The 20,934-nt window shown below is 31.2% G+C and carries 25 protein-coding genes; 1 reads left to right on the top strand and 24 read right to left on the bottom strand.

What is annotated here, in order from left to right:
- Positions 1-3 precede the first annotated feature (3 nt).
- The 10 genes from atpA to P4S50_RS00570 form a co-directional block, all read right to left on the bottom strand.
- Positions 4-1,506 (bottom strand): F0F1 ATP synthase subunit alpha, encoded by a 1,503-nt coding sequence (atpA, locus tag P4S50_RS00615; RefSeq protein ID WP_277732574.1) that lies wholly within the window; start codon positions 1,504-1,506, stop codon positions 4-6.
- A 16-nt stretch (positions 1,507-1,522) separates the two neighbouring features.
- Positions 1,523-2,065, bottom strand: coding sequence for a F0F1 ATP synthase subunit delta (locus P4S50_RS00610; RefSeq protein ID WP_277732573.1), 543 nt, complete (start codon positions 2,063-2,065; stop codon positions 1,523-1,525).
- Positions 2,053-2,565, bottom strand: a complete 513-nt coding sequence (atpF, locus tag P4S50_RS00605; RefSeq protein ID WP_277732572.1) for a F0F1 ATP synthase subunit B — start codon at positions 2,563-2,565, stop codon at positions 2,053-2,055. Before atpF ends, P4S50_RS00610 begins: the two co-directional genes overlap by 13 nt.
- 67 nt (positions 2,566-2,632) lie before the next feature.
- A complete protein-coding gene (atpE, locus tag P4S50_RS00600) occupies positions 2,633-2,890 on the bottom strand; it encodes an ATP synthase F0 subunit C (protein WP_207653837.1) in 258 nt (85 codons plus the stop codon).
- Positions 2,891-2,941: 51 nt separating this feature from the next.
- Entirely contained in the window at positions 2,942-3,643 is a 702-nt protein-coding gene (gene atpB / locus P4S50_RS00595; protein WP_277732571.1) for a F0F1 ATP synthase subunit A, read from the bottom strand.
- Between the two features lies 1 nt (position 3,644).
- Positions 3,645-4,037: an ATP synthase subunit I gene (locus P4S50_RS00590; protein WP_277732570.1), complete on the bottom strand. Its 393-nt coding sequence runs from the start codon at positions 4,035-4,037 to the stop codon at positions 3,645-3,647.
- A gap of 4 nt (positions 4,038-4,041) precedes the next feature.
- On the bottom strand, positions 4,042-4,272 hold the full coding sequence (locus P4S50_RS00585; protein ID WP_277732569.1) for an AtpZ/AtpI family protein: 231 nt from the start codon (positions 4,270-4,272) through the stop codon (positions 4,042-4,044).
- Between the two features lie 269 nt (positions 4,273-4,541).
- Positions 4,542-5,687 (bottom strand): non-hydrolyzing UDP-N-acetylglucosamine 2-epimerase, encoded by a 1,146-nt coding sequence (wecB, locus tag P4S50_RS00580; RefSeq protein WP_277732568.1) that lies wholly within the window; start codon positions 5,685-5,687, stop codon positions 4,542-4,544.
- A gap of 11 nt (positions 5,688-5,698) precedes the next feature.
- Complete coding sequence (locus P4S50_RS00575) at positions 5,699-6,736, bottom strand: glycosyltransferase family 4 protein (RefSeq protein WP_277732567.1); 1,038 nt, start codon at positions 6,734-6,736, stop codon at positions 5,699-5,701.
- Positions 6,737-6,757: 21 nt separating this feature from the next.
- Entirely contained in the window at positions 6,758-7,246 is a 489-nt protein-coding gene (locus tag P4S50_RS00570; RefSeq protein ID WP_277732566.1) for a deoxycytidylate deaminase, read from the bottom strand.
- A 432-nt stretch (positions 7,247-7,678) separates the two neighbouring features.
- Here P4S50_RS00570 and P4S50_RS00565 point away from each other — a divergent pair, with 432 nt between their 5' ends.
- On the top strand, positions 7,679-8,416 hold the full coding sequence (locus tag P4S50_RS00565; protein ID WP_277732565.1) for a hypothetical protein: 738 nt from the start codon (positions 7,679-7,681) through the stop codon (positions 8,414-8,416).
- Positions 8,417-8,647: 231 nt separating this feature from the next.
- Here the strand turns inward: P4S50_RS00565 and P4S50_RS00560 are convergent, their stop codons facing one another.
- The 14 genes from P4S50_RS00560 to rho all read right to left on the bottom strand — a co-directional run bounded on the left by P4S50_RS00560 (position 8,648) and on the right by rho (position 20,766).
- The gene (locus P4S50_RS00560; RefSeq protein ID WP_277732564.1) at positions 8,648-9,184 is read right to left on the bottom strand and encodes a VanZ family protein; all 537 of its coding nucleotides are present in this window, start codon (positions 9,182-9,184) and stop codon (positions 8,648-8,650) included.
- 413 nt (positions 9,185-9,597) lie between these two features.
- A complete protein-coding gene (gene upp, locus P4S50_RS00555) occupies positions 9,598-10,227 on the bottom strand; it encodes a uracil phosphoribosyltransferase (protein WP_277732563.1) in 630 nt (209 codons plus the stop codon).
- Positions 10,228-10,249: 22 nt separating this feature from the next.
- Positions 10,250-10,699 (bottom strand): ribose 5-phosphate isomerase B, encoded by a 450-nt coding sequence (gene rpiB / locus P4S50_RS00550; RefSeq protein ID WP_277732562.1) that lies wholly within the window; start codon positions 10,697-10,699, stop codon positions 10,250-10,252.
- 705 nt (positions 10,700-11,404) lie between these two features.
- Complete coding sequence (locus P4S50_RS00545) at positions 11,405-12,418, bottom strand: L-threonylcarbamoyladenylate synthase (RefSeq protein ID WP_277734640.1); 1,014 nt, start codon at positions 12,416-12,418, stop codon at positions 11,405-11,407.
- A gap of 46 nt (positions 12,419-12,464) precedes the next feature.
- Complete coding sequence (locus tag P4S50_RS00540) at positions 12,465-13,142, bottom strand: ZIP family metal transporter (RefSeq protein ID WP_277732561.1); 678 nt, start codon at positions 13,140-13,142, stop codon at positions 12,465-12,467.
- Positions 13,143-13,255: 113 nt separating this feature from the next.
- Positions 13,256-14,326 carry a peptide chain release factor 1 gene (gene prfA, locus P4S50_RS00535; RefSeq protein ID WP_277732560.1) on the bottom strand — a complete coding sequence of 357 codons (1,071 nt, stop codon included), beginning with the start codon at positions 14,324-14,326 and terminating at the stop codon, positions 13,256-13,258.
- Positions 14,327-14,368: 42 nt separating this feature from the next.
- Positions 14,369-15,214, bottom strand: a complete 846-nt coding sequence (gene prmC, locus P4S50_RS00530) for a peptide chain release factor N(5)-glutamine methyltransferase (RefSeq protein ID WP_277732559.1) — start codon at positions 15,212-15,214, stop codon at positions 14,369-14,371.
- Positions 15,171-16,127 carry a DUF1385 domain-containing protein gene (locus tag P4S50_RS00525; protein ID WP_277732558.1) on the bottom strand — a complete coding sequence of 319 codons (957 nt, stop codon included), beginning with the start codon at positions 16,125-16,127 and terminating at the stop codon, positions 15,171-15,173. Before P4S50_RS00525 ends, prmC begins: the two co-directional genes overlap by 44 nt.
- A gap of 588 nt (positions 16,128-16,715) precedes the next feature.
- Positions 16,716-17,150 carry a hypothetical protein gene (locus P4S50_RS00520; RefSeq protein ID WP_277732557.1) on the bottom strand — a complete coding sequence of 145 codons (435 nt, stop codon included), beginning with the start codon at positions 17,148-17,150 and terminating at the stop codon, positions 16,716-16,718.
- Positions 17,151-17,206: 56 nt separating this feature from the next.
- Complete coding sequence (locus P4S50_RS00515; protein ID WP_277732556.1) at positions 17,207-17,908, bottom strand: nitrite/sulfite reductase domain-containing protein; 702 nt, start codon at positions 17,906-17,908, stop codon at positions 17,207-17,209.
- 72 nt (positions 17,909-17,980) lie between these two features.
- A complete protein-coding gene (locus tag P4S50_RS00510; protein WP_277732555.1) occupies positions 17,981-18,142 on the bottom strand; it encodes a hypothetical protein in 162 nt (53 codons plus the stop codon).
- Positions 18,143-18,242: 100 nt separating this feature from the next.
- Positions 18,243-18,827: a thymidine kinase gene (locus P4S50_RS00505; protein ID WP_277732554.1), complete on the bottom strand. Its 585-nt coding sequence runs from the start codon at positions 18,825-18,827 to the stop codon at positions 18,243-18,245.
- A gap of 183 nt (positions 18,828-19,010) precedes the next feature.
- The gene (rpmE, locus tag P4S50_RS00500) at positions 19,011-19,211 is read right to left on the bottom strand and encodes a 50S ribosomal protein L31 (RefSeq protein WP_277732553.1); all 201 of its coding nucleotides are present in this window, start codon (positions 19,209-19,211) and stop codon (positions 19,011-19,013) included.
- Between the two features lie 97 nt (positions 19,212-19,308).
- Positions 19,309-20,766: a transcription termination factor Rho gene (gene rho, locus P4S50_RS00495; protein WP_277732552.1), complete on the bottom strand. Its 1,458-nt coding sequence runs from the start codon at positions 20,764-20,766 to the stop codon at positions 19,309-19,311.
- Between the last annotated feature and the right edge of the window lie 168 nt (positions 20,767-20,934).

Genomic DNA, 20,934 nt, shown 5'->3' with positions numbered 1-20,934 from the left:
GGATTACTCTTCAATTTTAAATCTTTTTTTGAATTCTGTTATGGCATTTTCTAATCCTTCTTTGTAATCATTTCCACCAAGGATATCTTTACCAACTTGTGGGTAATTCTCATCCATAAACTTATATAATTCTCTTTCAAATCTTCCTATTTCAGTAACAGGAATATCACTTAAGAATTTGTTAGTTACAGCATATATGATCATAACTTGCTTCTCAACATCTATAGGGTCATTCTCGCCTTGCTTTAACATTTCAACAACTCTTTCCCCTTGGGCAAGTCTTGCCTTTGTATCCTCATCAAGGTCTGATCCAAACTGAGCAAACGCTTGAAGTTCTTTATACTGAGAATAAGTAAGCTTTAATGTACCTGCAACCTTTTTCATAGGTTTGATTTGCGCACTACCTCCAACCCTTGATACTGATATACCAGGGTTAACAGCTGGTCTAACTCCTGCGTTGAAAAGCTCAGTTTCTAGGAATATCTGTCCATCTGTTATAGATATTACGTTTGTAGGTATATAAGCCGAAACGTCTCCTGCTTGAGTCTCAACTATTGGAAGTGCAGTTATAGAACCTCCACCTAACTCATCAGATAATTTAGCTGCTCTCTCTAGTAATCTTGAATGTAAGTAGAATACATCTCCTGGATATGCCTCACGTCCTGGTGGTCTTCTAAGAAGAAGTGACATTGCACGATATGCAACCGCATGCTTAGATAAATCATCATAAACTATTAAAACGTGTCCACCATTGTACATGAATTCCTCTGCTATTGCACAACCAGCATATGGTGCCATGTATTGAAGCGGAGCAAGCTCAGATGCAGTAGCTGATACTATAGTAGTATACTCCATAGCACCATTAGACTCTAATCTATCCATTATTTGAGCAACTGTAGAACGCTTTTGTCCTATTGCTACATATATACACTTAACATTTTTACCTTTTTGGTTGATTATAGTATCTAGTGCAACAGAAGTTTTACCAGTTTGTCTATCTCCAATTATAAGCTCTCTTTGTCCTCTTCCAATTGGAACCATAGAATCTATTGCCTTGATACCAGTTTGAAGTGGCTCATGAACTGATTTTCTAGATATTATACCAGAAGCTACAGACTCTATAGGTCTGAACTTATCACTATCAATAGGTCCTTTACCATCTATAGGTTGTCCTAATGCATTTACAACTCTACCAGATAAAGCTTCTCCTACTGGAACCTCAACTATTCTTCCAGTTCTCTTAACAGTGTCGCCCTCTTTTATATTTTCTTCAGAACCAAGTAAAACAGCTCCTACAGATTCTTCCTCTAAGTTTAATGCCATTCCATAAATCTGACCTGGAAACTCTAAAAGCTCTCCTGCCATACACTTTTCAAGTCCATGAACTCTAGCTATACCGTCTCCAACTTGAGTAACTGTACCAACATCAGTAAGTTCTAATTTATTTTCATACTTTTTTATTTGTTCTTTTATAATTGAACTAATTTCTTCCGGTCTTAAATTCATGGGTTTCACCGCCCTTCTACGCTATTATTTGAGATAACTGATCCTTTAATTTTTCTAAACGAGTTTTTATAGTTCCATCTATTTCTTCATTACCCATTTTAACCAAAACTCCGCCTATAACACTTTCGTCTACTTCATTTGTAAGAATTATATTCTTACCTTTAGATTCAGAAAGCTTAGCTTTAAGATTATTTAAATCTTTTTGGCTCATCGGTACTGCTGTTATAGCAACAGCTTCCAAAATATTGTTACTCTCATTTATTAAAGCGTTAAATTCAATAAATATCTCATCTATAATTCCTATTCTATCTTTATCTATAAGAACTTTTAAAAAGTTCATCATTTCTAAAGAAGTCTTATCCTGATAAATATTTTCAACTAATGCTTTTTTCTCTTCTTTAGAAATCAAAGGAGCTTTAAGTATTTTTAAAAAGTCGTCATTTTCATTAAAAAGATCTACTATAACCTTTAAATCATCGTTTAAAGAAGCAGTAGTTCCCTCTGAAATTCCAACTTCGAATAAAGCATTAGCGTATCTACTAGCAACTAATTTTGCCATTTAGCTTCGCCTACCTCTTCTATAAAATCTCCTATCAATTTCTCATGCTTAGCTTCATCTACATCAGTTTCTATGATTTTAGAAGCCGCTAAAATTGCTAGAGATGATATATCATCTTTAAGCTCATTCATAACTTTTTGCTTTTCTCTTTGAATCTCTCTATTAGCTCTTTCTTTTAGTTGAACTGTTTCTTCTTGAGCTGATTTGATTATTTCATCTGCTCTTTCCTCAGCTCTCTTTGAACCATTTTTAACTATTTCCTGAGCTTCTTCTTTAGCTGAATTTATTTTTGCTTCATATTCAGCTTTAAGTTCTTCACCTTTTTTAACTGCTTCTTCTGCATCTTTATAAGAGCCTTCAACTTCAGCAGTTCTATTTGCCATAAATTCTGTAACTGGCTTAAATAATAATTTTTTAAGTATCAAATACATTATGATAGTATTTACTATTTGTATAGCCATCTGCATATCTATGTTAACTATATTTTGAAATATTTGCATTTATTTAGTCCTCCTTTCAATCCATTATCAATTTTTAGAATCAGGAGATGGATTGCATCTCCTAATATTACATAAAGTAACTGATGAACGGATTAACAAATAGAAGAATTATTGCTATAACTAGACCATAGATACCAGTTGACTCTGCAACCGCTGCTCCTAAAAGCATTGTCTTTATAATATCTCCTTGTGCTTCTGGTTGCTTTCCAACAGCCTCTGCACCTTTACCTGCTGCAAATCCTTGTCCTATACCTGCTCCTATACCTGCTATCATTGCTAAACCTGCTCCTATAGCTGATCCTGCTAAAACTATCGCTTTTGCCATTTCCATTTTAAATTCCTCCTAATCATTTTTTATGTATTCCTTATATAACTTTTAATCTATTGCATTTGAAACAAAAACCATTGTAAGCATTATAAATATAAACGATTGAAGTATTCCTGAGAATAAATCAAAATAAATATGAAGTACTGCTGGTATACCTACTCCTAAAACAGGAATTGGTAATCCTATTAATCCACTTAAATATCCAAAGAATTGATATAAAAGTGCCATAATAACCGATCCACCCAATATATTACCAAAAGGACGGAAACTTAATGATATTGGAGTTGCAAGCTCTCCAATTATATTCATAGGTAACATAGCTGGTATTGGATCTAAGAATCCTTTTAAATACCCTCCTAAACCTTTACTCTTAACTCCATTATAGTGAATCATAAAGAATGTTATAAGAGCCCAAGCTAAAGTAGTATTAAGGTCAGTTGTTGGAGATTTACCAAAAAGACCTGTCAAAGTTACTAAGTTTGAACAAGCAAAAAATAAGAATAAACTTCCTATATAAGGAGCGAATCTTACTTTATCTTCTCCCATAGTTTGTTTGACTATAGAATTTAATCCACCTACAATAGCTTCAATGATAACTTGAAATCCCCTTGGAACTTTCTCAAGCTTTCTAGTTCCAAAGTAAGCAAACAATGTAAGCCCAATCATAATAGCCCATGTTGTAGTTACAGTCTCACTGATTGGTATATTAAGACCAGGTATTGTAAATATAATTTTAGGTCCTAGATTCATATTACGCCTCCTTTCCTTTAATTATTTTTTCTATGCCAAATAGATTTACAATCAATATAGTAATCTTCGGTAAAAGTAAACCTATAATGGTTCCAATAGCATTTATATACGGTGCTTTAAAAGATATAGCGAGCACCACAGCAGACAATATGAATCGTATAATATATCTTGAAAGAACATACCCCTGAGCATTCCCAGGATGCATAGTTACAGCTTTTTCCAATGTAAGTGACAAAAGTCTAAGATTTAATATTGAAAAAATACTGCCAAATGCAAGACCACATAAAAGTTCCTTCGAAAAAGCACCTGTTAAAAAAGCAACAATGATTATAAGTACAAATACTACAATCATCACTTTTACTATATTAAAAAACATGTCTAATGTCGTTTTCAAAGGATCACTTCCTTTTTTTTATAACCGATATAGATAGTTTATATGCATTGATAAAACCTGCTCCAATACCTAAAACGATGAATATTATAAAAAAAACATGTCCCGTATTGAATTTTCTGTCTATTACCCCTCCCAGAAAACCACATACAAGGATTGGAACTACCATATATACACCTATTTGAGATACTAGACCCAAATAAGTTAAAGCCTCCAGCCATTTATTTTTTTTACTCATAGCTTCGTTCCCCTATATCTCGTCGAATTTTGTTAATTTTAAAACTAATATGTATAATATAGTTGATTTAAATTATCTTTTAATCAAGATTATATACTATATCTGACACAATTTTCAATGAAAACATTTTCCCAATTTCATAAATCTAAATTTTTAATATATTTGGGATAGAATCCGCCCATATATACATTATATATTCCGGCGGATTAAAAATCAAATATAATGAAATCTTTTTCCTAGGCCAAATTCAGTCATTTCTGATTATTAACTTAAGAATTCTTCATTTTCCCAACATTTGCTCCATAATTCGTTATCAAATACTCAATTATTCTGTCACAAGCCTTACCATCACCATATGGATTTACCGCATTAGACATTTTAGAGTATTCATTTTCATCTCTTATAAGAAGATTTGTCTCATTATAGACTGTCTCTTCATCAACACCTACAACTCTTGCAGTTCCAGCTTCAACAGCCTCTGGTCTTTCTGTTTCATTTCTAAGTACTAAAACAGGTTTTCCAATAGCTGGAGCTTCTTCTTGGATTCCTCCAGAATCAGTAAGGATTATATCTACTTTATTCATTAAATTTGCAAAAGGTTCATAATCTAGAGGCTCTATAAGGTGTATCTTGTCCATATCTCCCATTATGCTTCTTGCACACTCTCTAACTTTTGGATTCAAGTGCATTGGGAATATTACCTCTATATTTTCATTATCTTGAACTACTCTTTTAATTGCTTTAAATATATCTTCCATAGGCTTGCCCCAGTTTTCTCTTCTATGACAAGTCAAAAGTATAACTTTATTATTGTTGTAGTCTATATCATCTATGTCCTTGTTGTTAAACTTATAATCTTCATCTATTACAGATAAAAGAGCATCTATAACAGTATTTCCAGTTATACATATTTTATCCTCATCTACATTTTCTCTTAATAGATTGGCTTTATTTCCTACAGTAGGAGCAAAGTGAATAGATGATATCATACCTGTAAGTTTTCTATTCATTTCCTCCGGATAAGGAGAGTATATATTTCCACTTCTAAGTCCAGCTTCTACATGTCCCACTGGAACTTTATTGTAAAAAGCTGCTAAAGAAGCTGAAAAAGTAGTTGTAGTATCTCCATGAACCAATAAAATATCCGGTCTATCATTAGCTATTACGCTTTCAAGTTCCTTTAAAACTCTATTAGTAACATCTGTTATAGTTTGACCATGTTTCATAATATTCAAGTCGTATTTAGGCTCTATATCAAATATTTCAAGTACTCTATCTAACATTTCTCTATGTTGTGCAGTTACACAAACTATAGACTCTATTTTTTCATTTTGCTCCATTTTTTTTACTAAAGGTGCCATTTTTATAGCTTCTGGTCTTGTTCCAAATACAGTCATAACTTTGATTTTGTTCATTTCAAATCCCCCTATTTCAGTTCGCTATCTTCTGGTGATAAAAGCTTCAACCTAACTATTCCATAGTATATAAATAGTGCATCTAATATAAGTATAATAGTTGATTCAAAGAAATTACTCTCAGATATTAAAACAGCACTAATTCCTAAGAATAAACTTATTCCATATAATATAAGTACAGTTTTTCTTTGAGATAATCCCTTGCTTAAAAGCCTATGATGAAGGTGCCCTTTATCAGCCTGCATTATAGGTCTTCCACTTAGTTTTCTTCTTATTATGGCAAATGTCGTATCAAATATAGGTATACCTAGAGCTAGTATTGGTATAAATATCGCAAGAGCTGCTGCTGACTTTATAGCTCCTTGTATAGATACAACAGCTAGTATATATCCTAAAAATAAAGATCCAGTATCTCCCATGAATATTTTTGCAGGATTGAAATTGTAAGGTAAAAATCCAATAGCAGATCCAGCCAAACATACTAACAACACTGCTGATGTTTGTTGATCATTAACAAACGCTACAAACGCAAGAGTGATAGCAGCTATTGCAGACACTCCAGCTGCAAGCCCATCAAGTCCATCTATCAAGTTAACAGTATTAGTTATTCCAACTATCCAAAATATAGTCACAGGAACAGACAATATTAAGCTAAGTTGAGTTATTCCACTTTGAGTAAATGGATTTGTAACCCATTCAACTCTAACTCCGCAAGAAACAACTATTCCAGCTGCTATTAACTGCCCTAAAAGTTTTGTCTTTGCTCCAATTTCATTTAAATCATCGATTATACCCATTCCTACTATAACAAGACTTCCAAGTAATATACCTATTATCTGTTTGTCTATATGTACAATAAAAATACTAGTTATAAAAAATCCCAAGAATATTGCAATACCACCAAGTCTTGGTATAGGTTCTTTATGTACTCTTCTATCATCCTTTGGTATATCTATAGCTCCTATTTTATGTGCTAGTTTAATCGCAAGTGGCGTTGAAAAATAAGATATTCCAAACGATAGAACAATCGCAATAATAATCTGACTCATATTTTCACCTCTTCAAATATTTTAATATCCCATATCATCACTTAGGGAATCATCATTTTCTATCCATTCATTAACTTGTATAATCCTAAAACTTTGATTAGTTTCCCTTATTATTACTTTTTCTATACCAGAATTTAATATAAGTCTTTTACACATAGTACACGAATTAGCATTTTTAACAAGTTCTTTAGTCTTCATATCCTTACCAACTAAATAAAGAATTCCCCCAATCATATCTCTTCTGCTAGCAGATATAATACAGTTAGCCTCAGCATGAACACTTCTACACTTCTCATAGTTTTGTCCTCTTGGAATATCCATCTTTTCTCTTAAACAATATCCCAAATCACTACAGTTCTTTCTTCCCCTAGGAGCTCCAGTATACCCTGTAGATATTATCTCATCATTTTTTACAATAATAGCCCCATAATTACGTCTAAGACAAGTTCCCCTCTCCAGAACTGATCTTGCTATATCTAAATAATAATTATGCTTGTCTCTTCTCTCCATAAATTTTCCTCCATAAATTAAAAGTAAAATTCGTCTAGTTGCTACGCACTGACTCACGTCGTCAACATGTCTTAACAGACTTCGTTATTTAAAAATTCTACCCATGCTATCTTTATTATATTATTTATATAAAATATACACAAGTTAATTCATCATTCTACAGTAGTAAACGAAAAAAAATCCTACAGATAGCCTCATCTAAAATCATATATTTTTTATTATCAATCCAAAGTGCTAAGCATGAAAATTTCGTTGCTATGTTAACTATTTTTATAAAATATTTAAATCAGCAACTAACATTCCCGTCCCTTGTATTGTAAATAAAGTTAAATTTTGTTATCCTTATACTACTATCTAAATTTATTTATATATATGAATATCAGTTGATACTTTACTAAAACTAAATTAGAAATATTTCTAAGGAGGTAAAAAATGAGATTACATAAAAAAAATATATTTATAATCATATCTAGTTTTATTATTGCATCATTTTTTTTATTTAATTCTAATATCAAATCACAGATCTCCTACGGAACAGATACTTTTAAAGATAATCCTGACAATCAAATAGACGAAAGTTTAAAAGAATGTAAGTGGTGTTTAGACTCTTTAGAACCAGAAAAACCTTTAGATATAGATTCTACACCTATTTACAATATACCACTTCCTTCAAATATGAAGCCTATATCTGAAGTTATTGGAAAAGGGAAAAATATTCCCTTACAATTTGCTTATAATGATTTAAACTGGACGAGACCTGTATATAAAACTTATTGGCATACTGGTCCAAGTGGGAATGGAGGACGATGGAGTTATGTTCCTGAAAGGATTAATTATGCACTTCATCGTATATTTACAACCTATCCGACAGCTTCAATATACTATGATTTTGTTCACAACTTGGGAATTAGTGATGAAAGTGACAAATTTGATTTTGACTATGCAAATATTGATCAAGTTGTGTTAGTAGCAATGCAATCCAATGTAAAGAAAATAGTAACTCTAGATAATCAAGTAATTGTAATTGTTGAACCTAAAAGAAACGGACTTCAAACCTTAGTTATACCTAAAAATACAGTACAACCATCTAGTAAAGATGAAGCAACTATTTTTCAAATGGTTACACCTGAAGGATATGAGATTGATTACTCACTTATAAATTTGAAATAGTATTAGGATAAAAACCTAGTTGTATTCAAAATTTCGTTGCATTTGCCGTATTTTCATATAATTTTTGATAACCCGCATAATATCAAAAAATAGCTACCCAGATTTCGTTTGTACAAAATTTAGGTAGCTATTTTTGAATTAATATTTGAATGAGTACTATTTTGTACTCAAACCAGTTTATTAGGTTTAAATGTTTTCATGTAAAAAGTCCTACAGACCTTCTCATCTTATTCACCCTATAATATTTTCTTTATTGATTGCTTTTACCCCCTTTATAAATAGTTTATATAAGCAAAATCCTATTGTAGATCCTATCACATTTAAAATAATATCATCTACATCACATATTCCCAATTCAAATATAAATTGTAACAGTTCCACTCCACTGCTTACTAAAAAAGATATCTTAATATTTTGTACAAAACTTCTTCCTTTATTACAAATAAAAGGAAGTAAAAATCCAAATGGCATAAATACAATCATATTTCCAAAAATATTATTAAACCATATATCAAAATTATAATGATTAAAATCAACAATATACATGGTAATGGTTTTAAAAGGAATTATATTTGTTATAGTATCTTTTTGCATTACCCAACCTGCTTCTTTACAGATACGTATATAACAAGCTGTACCTCTAAACGGATTTAGCAAATAAAACCAAATCATTAATGAATACACTAAAAAGCAAAAATAAAAGAAATTTCTAAGTAGCTTATTATTATAAGGCGTTAGCATGCCCTTTAATTTTTTAAGTTTTCCCATTCCTATACCCCCTCGTAACACTTCTTTTATTTTAATGCATATTACCTAGTGATACAACTCTTAATTTGGAATTAAATGTATATTTGCTCTAGCAATAAATATTTTTCATATTGGGATAAGGTTAATTTTGTAATATACGGATTAATACCAAAAACTATATATGCAAATGTTAGTGAATACTTTTAGATATTTTGACTAATATAACTTAGTTTTTATCGTTTAATAATACGTTAAGAAATTTGCGTGTCTGACCGTAGGGAGTTCGTAAATTTTAGAATTATTAATAAGATAAAAGCTTAGTTATATTCAAAATATCGTTGCATTCACGGTATTTTCATATATAGTTTTTGATAACCCACAGAATCTAAAAAAACACATAAAAAAAGAGTGTGCCACATGACACACTCAAAGTATTACTTAGTACCGTATAATCTATCTCCAGCATCTCCAAGACCTGGAACGATATATCCGTGATCATTTAATTTTTCATCAATAGACGCTACATATATATCTACATCTGGATGACATCTTTCAACCTCTTCTATACCTTCTGGGCAAGCTACTAGGTTTACAAGCTTAATACTTGTAGCTCCTTTCTTCTTTAAAACGTCAATAGCTGCAACCGCAGAACCACCTGTAGCAAGCATAGGATCTACTACTATAAAGTCTCTCTCCTCTATATCAGCAGGGAACTTTGAGTAATACTCAACTGGCTTTAAAGTTTCTGGATCTCTATAAAGTCCTACGTGTCCAACTTTAGCAGCTGGAACTAACTCAAGTATTCCATCTACCATTCCAAGACCCGCTCTTAATATAGGAACTATTCCTAATTTCTTTCCTGAAATAACCTTCGATTTAGTTTTTACAACTGGAGTTTCAATTTCAACTTCCTCTAAAGCTAAATCTCTTGTTACTTCGTATCCCATAAGCATAGAAACTTCTTTAACTAATTGTCTAAAATCCTTAGATCCTGTATTCTTATCTCTTATAAGAGTTAACTTATGTTGTATTAATGGATGATTCATCATAACTACTTTTGACATTTAATTTGCCTCCCTTTAAAATCTATTTAGAATATTTTTTTTCTATTTCTGTTATCTTTCCTACTCTTCTTTGATGTCTGTCTCCTTCAAACTCAGTTCCTAACCATGTATCTATTATTTCAAGAGCTAGTCCTCTTCCAACTACTCTCTCTCCTAAAGATATTATGTTAGCATCATTGTGAGCCTTAGACATTCTAGCTGAAAAAGTATCAGAAACAACGGCACATCTTATGCCTGGCACCTTATTAGCTGCTAAAGATATACCTATACCTGTTCCACAACAAAGTATTCCTTCCTCAACCTCGCCATTTTTTACAGCCTCCGCAACTTTAACTCCATAATCTGGGTAGTCAACAGAATCCAATGAGTCAGTTCCAAAATCAACAATTTCATACTCACCTTTTAGATGGTTTTTAATCTCTTCCTTTAAATTGTATCCTCCATGGTCACTTGCAATCCCTATTTTCTTCACTTACGTTCACCTCCAAATTAATTTTTAAAGCCATTCTATTCGAATTAATTCCAAACCTATTAACAGTTCGACATAAATTTTCATATTCCTTCTTTTATTTTAATTTTTTTTGTGTTTTTTTATATTTTATTTTTTTGCTTCTTATATTGCATCTTTTATTCTATTTTTTAATTTCATATTTTTCATGTCTTATGTGTTGTGTTTTGTTATTTTTTCCTTTTAATTCTCCTATAAATTTGTATTCTCAATTAATTGCTTATCCACTTTAATGACTATATCTAAAAATGATGCTCATCAAAATGTTAGCTACTTTCGAGATTTAATAAAATTTTCATTCTTCATTTAATATTTTTCCCTTTATTTCTTATATAAATTTATATGACTTATTACTTAAATACAACGAATTTAATAAATTCATAAAAATAATGCTTATTAAAATGTTAGAGAATGTTTTTAATATTTTACTATAAAACTAGTATTACGACGTTTGGATGTCCGTTAAAAAAGTTCGTTGTCTGACCAACGGGAGTTTAGAAATTTTAGGATATTCAATAAGGCGTAATACTTAGTTGCATTAAAATATTCAATCCATTATCGTTATTTTAATAAGTATTATTTTCTCTAAAACACATAAATCTACTATCTAGTTATATTAAAATATTAACTTAAGTAGCGGTATTTTTATGAGTATCATTTTTCGCTTAATTATACAAATTTATATCCCGCCGCCTTTGTTAGACGATTCATTATAGCTTGCCCAATTCCACCCTTCTCAAACTCTTCAGAATATATAATATCTACACCTTTTTTATCCATTTCTCTCAAAGTTTTGAACAAGTTATGAGCTACTCCATCTAAATCATCTCCAAGACCTATGACTTCACCTTTATACTTATCTTTATTTTTATTAATACACATAATCCCCACTTTTTTACCTTCTTTAAGTTTTTCATCAACTAATTTATTGATTTTATCCACATAGTCCCCATCATCTTTTTTAACAATAAACACCTCTGCATTTGGAGCATAGTGAGTATATTTCATACCAGGAGCTCTTGCAATTATGTTTTCATTTTTTTCAAGTATTGCAGGATCAATCATAACTTCTCCTAGAACCTCACTTAATTCTTCAAGAGTTACTCCACCCGGTCTTAATATCATAGGGATATCTCCAGTTAAATCCAAAACTGTAGATTCAAGTCCAACATTTGAATTCCCTCCAAGTATAATACCATCAACCCTAGTATTCATCTCTTCATATACATTATCTTCATCAGTAGGAGATGGTCTTCCAGATATATTAGCAGATGGAGCTGCAACACATACTCCACTTTCTTTTATAAGAGATAGTGCTATAGGATGAGAAGGCATTCTAACTGCTACAGTATCTAAGTTTCCACTAGTAATAGCCGGTACTATATCCTTCTTTTTAAATACTATTGTTATAGGTCCTGGCCAGAATTTATCCATAACCTTATAGCCTCTCTCATCTATATCAGTAGCAAGCTTATTTATTTCTTTTTTATCAGCTATATGAACTATCAAAGGATTATCACTAGGTCTTCCTTTAGCTTCATATATCTTCTTAGCTGCGTTCTCATCAAGTGCATCAGCACCTAGTCCATACACTGTTTCAGTTGGAAATATAACCGTTCCACCGTCTCTTAGAATCTTTCCAAATTCCTGTATTTTATCTATATCAATATTATCCTTATCCATTTTGCAAACCAAAGTCTTCTTCAACTATCTCACCTCGTCATAAGTATCAAAATATACTAACCATCAAAATTCCCAATAAAAACCCCGTTATAGTGTATATAGTTTTTGAATTAGGAAAAATCTCTTCTATAGTAACGTAAAGCATTGTTCCAGATGCTATTGCCAAGAAAAATCCCACAAATCCCTGAAACACTTCTCCAAAATAAGCTCCTATATAACTTCCTATTCCCATTGGAATACCTGCAAGTATAGTAAATAGCATAACCTTTAATACATTCATTCTTCCTTTTATAAGAGTTAACGCCATGGCAATCCCCTCAGGAACATTATGTATCCCTATTACTATCACCAAAGTAATCCCAAGTGATTCTTTCAAGCTAAACGAAGATCCTATAGCAAGTCCCTCAGGAAAGTTATGTAATAAAACACTAAAAAATATTAAATATCCAGTCTTTAGCATACCTTCAAAATGCATAAACTGCTTTATGATCATGCTAACAAATACCCCTACAAAAGTAAAAATTATAGCTAGATTAACACCGATTTCATCCATCGCCTCAGTTAATAAGTCAAAAGTAACCACAGACAACATTATACCTCCAGCAAGTCCCATGAACATGCTTAAGTACCTATCAGCCTTATTCCTAAATAAAAAAGCTATAACTCCACCAATAAAAGTTCCAATAACTCCACACAAAAAACCAAGCAAAGTAATATTAAGCAAAACTAATCCCCCCTACCTAACCTCAATAAGTTTTATGATAGTTATGCTTAAAATATGCTTTTTTCCAAAAAAAGTCCTAATATCATTCATAAGAATAATATAGGACTAATATTTTAGTTATTTACAGCGTTTAATTTTTCAGCTTGATCTACAGTTATAAGAGCATCTATCATTTCATTTATCTCTCCCTCTATAAAGCTATCTAGCTTATATAAAGTTAAATTTATTCTGTGATCAGTAATTCTTCCTTGAGGGAAGTTATAAGTTCTTATTCTCTCAGATCTATCTCCAGTTCCAACCTGACTCTTTCTTTCAGCTGATATTTCTTTATGTTGTTCAGCTTGTGCCTTATCGAATAATCTAGCCTTTAATACTTTAAGAGCTTTTTCCTTATTCTTAAGCTGACTCTTTCCATCCTGACATGATACAACCTCTCCAGTTGGAAGATGTGTTATTCTTACTGCTGAATCGGTAGTATTAACACTTTGTCCACCGTTTCCTGAAGAACGGAAAACGTCTATTCTTAAGTCATTAGGATTAATGTTAACTTCAACATCATCAACTTCTGGTAAAACTGCAACAGTAGCAGTAGATGTATGTATTCTACCACCAGACTCTGTAGCTGGTATTCTTTGAACTCTGTGAACTCCAGACTCATACTTAAGTCTTGAATAAGCTCCTTTTCCCTTTATAGAGAAAGAAACCTCTTTATATCCACCAACACCAGTTTCATTACTACTCATTAACTCTACTTTCCATCTTCTTGACTCTGCGTATCTACAGTACATTCTGAATAAAGTTCCGGCAAATAGTGCAGCCTCATCACCACCAGCTCCACCTCTTATCTCAACGATAACATCCTTTTCATCATTAGGATCTTTCGGAACAAGTAAAAGCTTAAGTTCGTCTTCTATTGCTGGTAAATTCTCTTCAAGCTCAGATAATTCCATCTTAGCAAGTTCTCTTAATTCTTCATCCGATTCTTCTTGAAGTATCTGCTTTGATTCTTCGATTCCCCCAATAGTTTCCTTATATTCTCTATACTTCATAACTATAGGTTCTATCTCAGCATGCTCTTTAATATATTTTTGCCACTCAGATTGTCTATTAATAACTTCAGGATCCCCAATCTTTTGAGTTAAATCTTTATACTTATCTTCTATAATTTCAACTTTATCAAACATAAATTTTTTTCACCTCTTTCAGTATATCAATTTTTCATTATATCAAATTTTTGTTCCTATAACAACCCTTTGTATAGAAGCCAAATCTTCTAATATTCTTATATCACCATATCCATTTTGTATCATTATCTTTTTTACATCCTCTGCTTGATCATATCCTACTTCATAACCTAAAATTCCATTATCCTTTATAAACTTAGTAGAATCCTCAGTTATCTTTCTATAAAAATCAAGTCCATCCTCTCCTCCATCAAGAGCTAAAGATGGTTCATAGTTCTTAACATCAACCTCAAGTCCTTCTATATCAAGACGTCTTATATAAGGAGGATTCGACACTATTATATCGAATTTAATATCCTCATTTTCAAGTGCTGAGAATACATCTGACTTTAAAAAAGTTATCTTATCTTCTACCTCATTGTTCTTAGCATTAACTGCGCCCACCTCAAGAGCATCATCAGATATATCAAGTGAATATATTCTTGAATCTTTTATATACTTAGCTAAAGACACACTAATAGCACCAGAACCCGTTCCTATATCTACTATTAAAGGATTGTCTATTTTTTTAGCTTGTTGTATAATATCTTCAACCAACACCTCAGTGTCTGGTCTTGGAATTAACACTCCCTCTTTAACAAAGAAATCAAGTCCCATAAACTCTTTTTTCCCTATAATATAAGCCATAGGTCTTCCTTTTCTTCTTTGCTTTAAAAGAGCCTCAATCCTATTTTCATCCTTCTTTGAAATTTCCTCATCTAAATTAAGATGTATATAAAGTCTAGTTACATCAAGTACCTTACACATAGCAAGCTCAACATCAAGCTTTGCAGTAGTACTCTTACTAAGCTCTCTTATCCACTTTTTCATCATTTGTCTTATCGTCATTTTTTTCCACCTCTTCTCCAAGAGCTACCTTCAATGCACAAAGAGCAACTTCTAACTGCTCATCATCTGGTTCTCTAGTAGTAATTTTTTGAAGCATCATCCCAGGTAATGAAATAATTTTTACAAATATATTATCGTACTTTCCAGCAATTCTTATAATCTCATATGATATACCCGCTACAATAGGTATACATATTAATCTGTATACCACTCTTAAAAGTGGGTTTGGCCATCCAAATAAAAAGTATATAAGCATAGATACAATCATAACTATAAACATAAAATTCGTACCACATCTTGGATGAAGAGTTGAGAATTCCCTTGCATTTTCTACAGTTAAATCAAGTCCTTCTTCATAACAATAAATAGATTTATGCTCTGCTCCATGATATTGAAATACCCTTTTTATATCCTTATTTAAAGATATAAGAGATACATACGCTAAAAATATTCCAATTCTAACTAATCCCTCTACAAAGTTTAAAGTCATAACATTATCAGTAAACTTTTTTAAGATACCTCCTAAAAAAGTAGGTACTAATATGAACAATAAAACCGAAAATACCAAAGCTATAAACATAGAAAAGTATATCAATATATCATTTGTCTTTTCTTTAAACTTATCTTCTAAAAACTTTTCAAATTTGGAAGGTTCAACCTCTTCCTCATCATCAAAGAACTGAGCTGAAAAATTAAGAGACTTAATCCCTTCTACCATAGTTTCAAGAAGTACGAATCCTCCTCTTAAAAATGGAATTTTATTAAGCCCTTTATCAATAACCCAGCTTTTAATTGTTTTTTTATCTATTTCAATTTCTCCATTAGACTTCCTAACAGCTACTGCTATTTTATCTTCATTTTTCATCATAACGCCTTCGATTACCGCTTGTCCTCCGACGGTTTTTTTAGCCATAGTCTCATCTCCTTTCCAATATATATTATCATAAAAGTATAAACTTCGCACATACTCGTGAAACCTATGAATTAATTCATTAAAGGCTTTTACTTAAAAATAGTTGATACTTTACTTCTTTTATCAACGCTCTATAGTATATTGGTTGTAAAACTATATATGAGAATACCGCGAATACAACGATATTTTAGTCAAAATATATAAAAGCATTCACTAACATTTTCATATATAGTTTTAATAGTAAGTATTCTATTATAAAGCTAAATCTTATCTACTCTATTGTTACCATAGAAAAGAATTCCTATTTGTAAAAATCGGATTTAAAAAATATTAAAGTATAAAAGCTACAATTACAAAATAAATGGGATTAAAATGTTAGCGAATCATTTAAATATTTTTATATAAAACTTGCATTACAGCGTTTGAATATCCGTTAAGAAAGTTCGTTGTCTGACCGTTAGGGAGTTTAGAACTTTCAGGATATTCAATAAGATGTAATTCTTAGTTTTATTAAAAATTTTTAACACATTCGCGGTATTTTAATCCCATTTATTTTGGATTACGCTCTAATACTTATGAAATTATCTTTTATGCATTAACAGTTTTAATTTTATCATTTACAATAGCTGCTATTTCTTTATTTTCATTATTAAGATCCATTAAGTACATAAAAGTTGAACCCTTATAAGGTATATTCTTCTTTATAACAGTATTTTCAAGACATTTTCTAAGAATTGCTATAATACAGTCCTCATTATGGCTTTCTTGGCAATTCTTACAATGAGCACAAGTATTTGCTATCCCAGAGCATACTAAATCTTCCCCATAATATTTAACATCTTCTTTTGGAATCATACTAGATGCACCTTCTATTTGTATAACCCCTTTAAGCTTTGAGAATTCCAATAGTCTCTTAGAATATCCAACCAAACATTTTTTATTATTGCACTCATCTGTCTCGTATAAAGAACATTCCTCACATAAATTATTCAATATTTCTATAGTATCTAAAATGCTACTCATAAAACCATTCCCCCCTTTACTAAAACAAAATCTAATCCATATGTAATTTTAAAACTCTATATAAAAGCTAAAAAGTCTTCATCAACATGCTGTTTTTTATTTTCCTCAACATCTTTATTTACAAACTTTTCAATTCCTATTCTATTTATAGTTCTAAAGATTCTCTCTTTTTTATTTCCTTCTTCTATGTAAATGTCCAGTACGTGCTTTAGAGCAACCTTCACATTTTCTCTAGATATGTTGTTATATATCTTTGTAGCATGTATAGGCTTAATAGTTGCTCCTCTACCACCTATATAAACATCAAACTTATCTTTTCCCTTAGTTATAACTCCAAAATCCGCACATAAAGGATCAGTACAACCCCTTGGACATCCAGCTACAGCTATTTTAAAATCATGCGGAGTTTCAATTCCAAAGTATTCATTCTCAAGTTCTATACCCAAGTTAAGAGCCGTATCAAGCTGTCTTTTGCAAAGTCCTTCTCCTGCACTACAACCTTTAACATTTCTAACCTGAGTTCCAAAATTACCTATTTTAAATCCATATCCAGGTGCTATTTTTTCAACTTCTTGTAATTGTTCTGAACTTCCTACAACAACTAATGTCTGTCTACTAGATAATTTTACAACTGGAACTTTCATTTCTTTTAACTTACAAGACAAATCACATAAATTCTCGACACTTATAACCCCACAATTCGAAACAAGTACCAGAGCGAAAGATCCATTAATCTGTTCAAATATAGCTTTACCCATAATTTACCTCCTCCAATCTGGTAATATTATATCATTGTTTTATATGGTGTTTAAATATAATATACGATCTTATTATTTATTATTTTCTATATTTTTTAATGTTTCTTTAACACCTTTTAATTCACCAACAAGCTCACATAATAACTTTTCTATATTCTCTATTCTCTGACTATCATTCTTCTTTTTGTTTTTATAATTCTCTATTCCGTATACATTATTCTTTGCAATACTCATTTTTATGTCTCCTATCTCTTTCTATCTTATATTTTAATTTATCCGCCCTCAAATACGCGCGAAAAAATACATATAGGATTTATCCTATATGTATTTTAATTTAATCATTTTCTTTTATTATTACATGACACTTTCTGCATCTTGCTTCATAACTTTCCGTAGCTCCAACTAATATTATTGGATCATCGTATTTAGCAGGTTGTCCATTTATCAATCTCTGAGTTCTATGTGCAGGATTTCCACAAACCATACATACAGCTTGAAGTTTTTGTACAAATTCAGCTACAGCTAAAAGTCTTGGTGTAGGGCCAAAAGGCTCTCCTTTAAAATCCATATCAAGTCCTGCAGCTATAACTCTTATACCTTTGTCTGCAAGGTCTATTGCAATATCAACAACCTCATCTTCAAAGAATTGAATTTCATCAATACCAACAACCTGTGTATCCGAATCTATATGTTCATAAATTTCTTTTGCACTTTTTATAGGAATAGCATTTATACTTGCCCCACTATGAGATACAACATCTTCATTACTATACCTATTATCTATAGCAGGTTTGAATGCTACTACATTCTGCTTTGCTATTTTTGACCTCTTAAGTATTCTTATAAGTTCTTCACTTTTTCCACTATACATAGGGCCAATAACTACTTCTATGTATCCATGATGGATAGGTCTATACATAAAAATCTCCTCCAAAGAAAAATTCGCTTAATGCTAATATACATCTTATGTCCCCAACGAGTCCTAACAGACTACGTTGCTTAAAATAGTTGCAAATTTACTTTTTAGATCAACATTATTCATATATTTAAAATTATATTATCTCCCAAATAAAATAGAGGCTGGATTAACCAACCTCCACTATTAACCAATGTTGAATTTTTTCTTGAACTTATCGATTCTTCCACCTTTTTCAATGTTCTTTTGCTTTCCAGTGTAGAATGGGTGACAAGCCGAGCAAATCTCTACTCTTATTTCATCTTGAGTTGATCCTGCTTTGAATGTATTACCACATGCACAGTGTACAGTTATTTCTTCATATTTTGGTTGTATATCCTTTTTCATTATTTTCACCTCTTTCAACTTTTTGATTATGTTAATTTTATTTTCTTATCAATATTCAACTCTTACATTATATCATATGACTTTTTTCTCTTCAAGATTAAATATTCTTATTTACTAAATTTACAAATTCCTTATTATCTTTTGTCTGCTTTAGGAATTTTATTATCTTTTCTGTATAATCTTGAGTGTTGTTTCCGATGGACTTTCTAACTTTCCAAAGAAGACTCATCTCCTCACTAGTAAGAAGTAGTTCTTCTTTTCTAGTACCAGATTTAACTATATCAACTGCTGGGAATATTCTCTTTTGAGCAAGTTTTCGATCTAAATGAACTTCCATATTTCCAGTTCCTTTAAATTCTTCAAATATAACATCATCCATTCTAGATCCTGTTTCAACTAATGCTGTTGCAAGTATAGTTAATGATCCACCCTGCCTTATATTTCTAGCTGCTCCAAAGAATCTTTTAGGACCATGAAGTGCTCCAGGATCAAGTCCTCCTGATAAAGTTCTTCCTGTTGGAGGTATTGTTAAGTTATAAGCTCTTGCAAGCCTTGTTATACTATCAAGAAGTATTACAACATCTCTTCCATGTTCAACAAGCCTTTGCGCTCTACTTAGTACCATTTCAGCTACTTTTATATGATGAGATGGTAATTCATCAAAAGTTGAATATATAACATCACCTTTTATAGATTCCTGCATATCAGTAACTTCCTCTGGTCTCTCATCTATTAAAAGGACTATCAGTTCAACATCTGGATAATTAGTAGATATGCTGTTTGCTATATTTTTAAGAAGTATAGTTTTACCAGCTTTAGGTGGTGCTACAACAAGCCCTCTTTGGCCCATACCTATAGGTGCTATTAAATCTATTAATCTTGTAGCTATTTGATGTCTCTCATTTTGTAAATTAATTCCAACATCTGGATATATAGGTGTCAATTTCTCAAAAGAAGGTCTTCTTATACTATTTTCAGGATTTTCATTGTTGATCTTTTGAACGTAAAGTAATGCCCTGAATTTTTCACCACTCTTTGGAGGTCTAGTAATACCCATTACTTTATCTCCTGTTTTCATATTAAATCTTCTTATTTGAGATGGTGATATGTAAACATCTTGTCCTGTTGAAAGATAATTTGAACCTCTCAAAAAACCATATCCATCAGGTAGTATTTCCAAAACTCCATGTGCTATGTCTTGTTTTTGATCATTTCTTAATTCATTTATTACCTTCTTAGGAATATGATTATCTTTAACCTTCAACTCTTCTATTTTTTTCTCAACATCATTCTTTTTCTCAACATCATTCTTTTTCTCAACATCATTCTTTTTCTCAACATCATTCTTTTTCTCAACATCATTCTTTTTCTCAACATCACTTTTTTTCTCAATATCACTCTTTTTCTCAATGTCATTCTTTTTATTCTTATCTATCTCAAGTATCATATCTATAAGTTCAAGTTTTTTGTACTTAGTTGTAGATTTTATGTTTAATTCTTTAGCAATTTCTCTAAGTTGTGCTATGGTCTTACTTTTTAAATCTTGGCAATTCAATAGGTATCCCTCCAAATTTAAAGTGTTTAATTTAACCTCGGGAAAATAAGATGTGAATATAGAAGTGAAATCTAATAAGGTAATATTACCACTGTTATATTATAAGGTCAAGAAAAAAAATTCGCGTTATTCTAACGTATATCTTATGTATTCAATTACTTCTTAATG

It is taken from the genome of Tepidibacter hydrothermalis (genome assembly GCF_029542625.1).
GTDB classification, from domain to species: Bacteria; Bacillota; Clostridia; order Peptostreptococcales; family Peptostreptococcaceae; genus Tepidibacter_A; species Tepidibacter_A hydrothermalis.
Note: the sequence above shows the minus strand (reverse complement) of the source record. Positions and strands in the feature narration are given on the sequence as shown.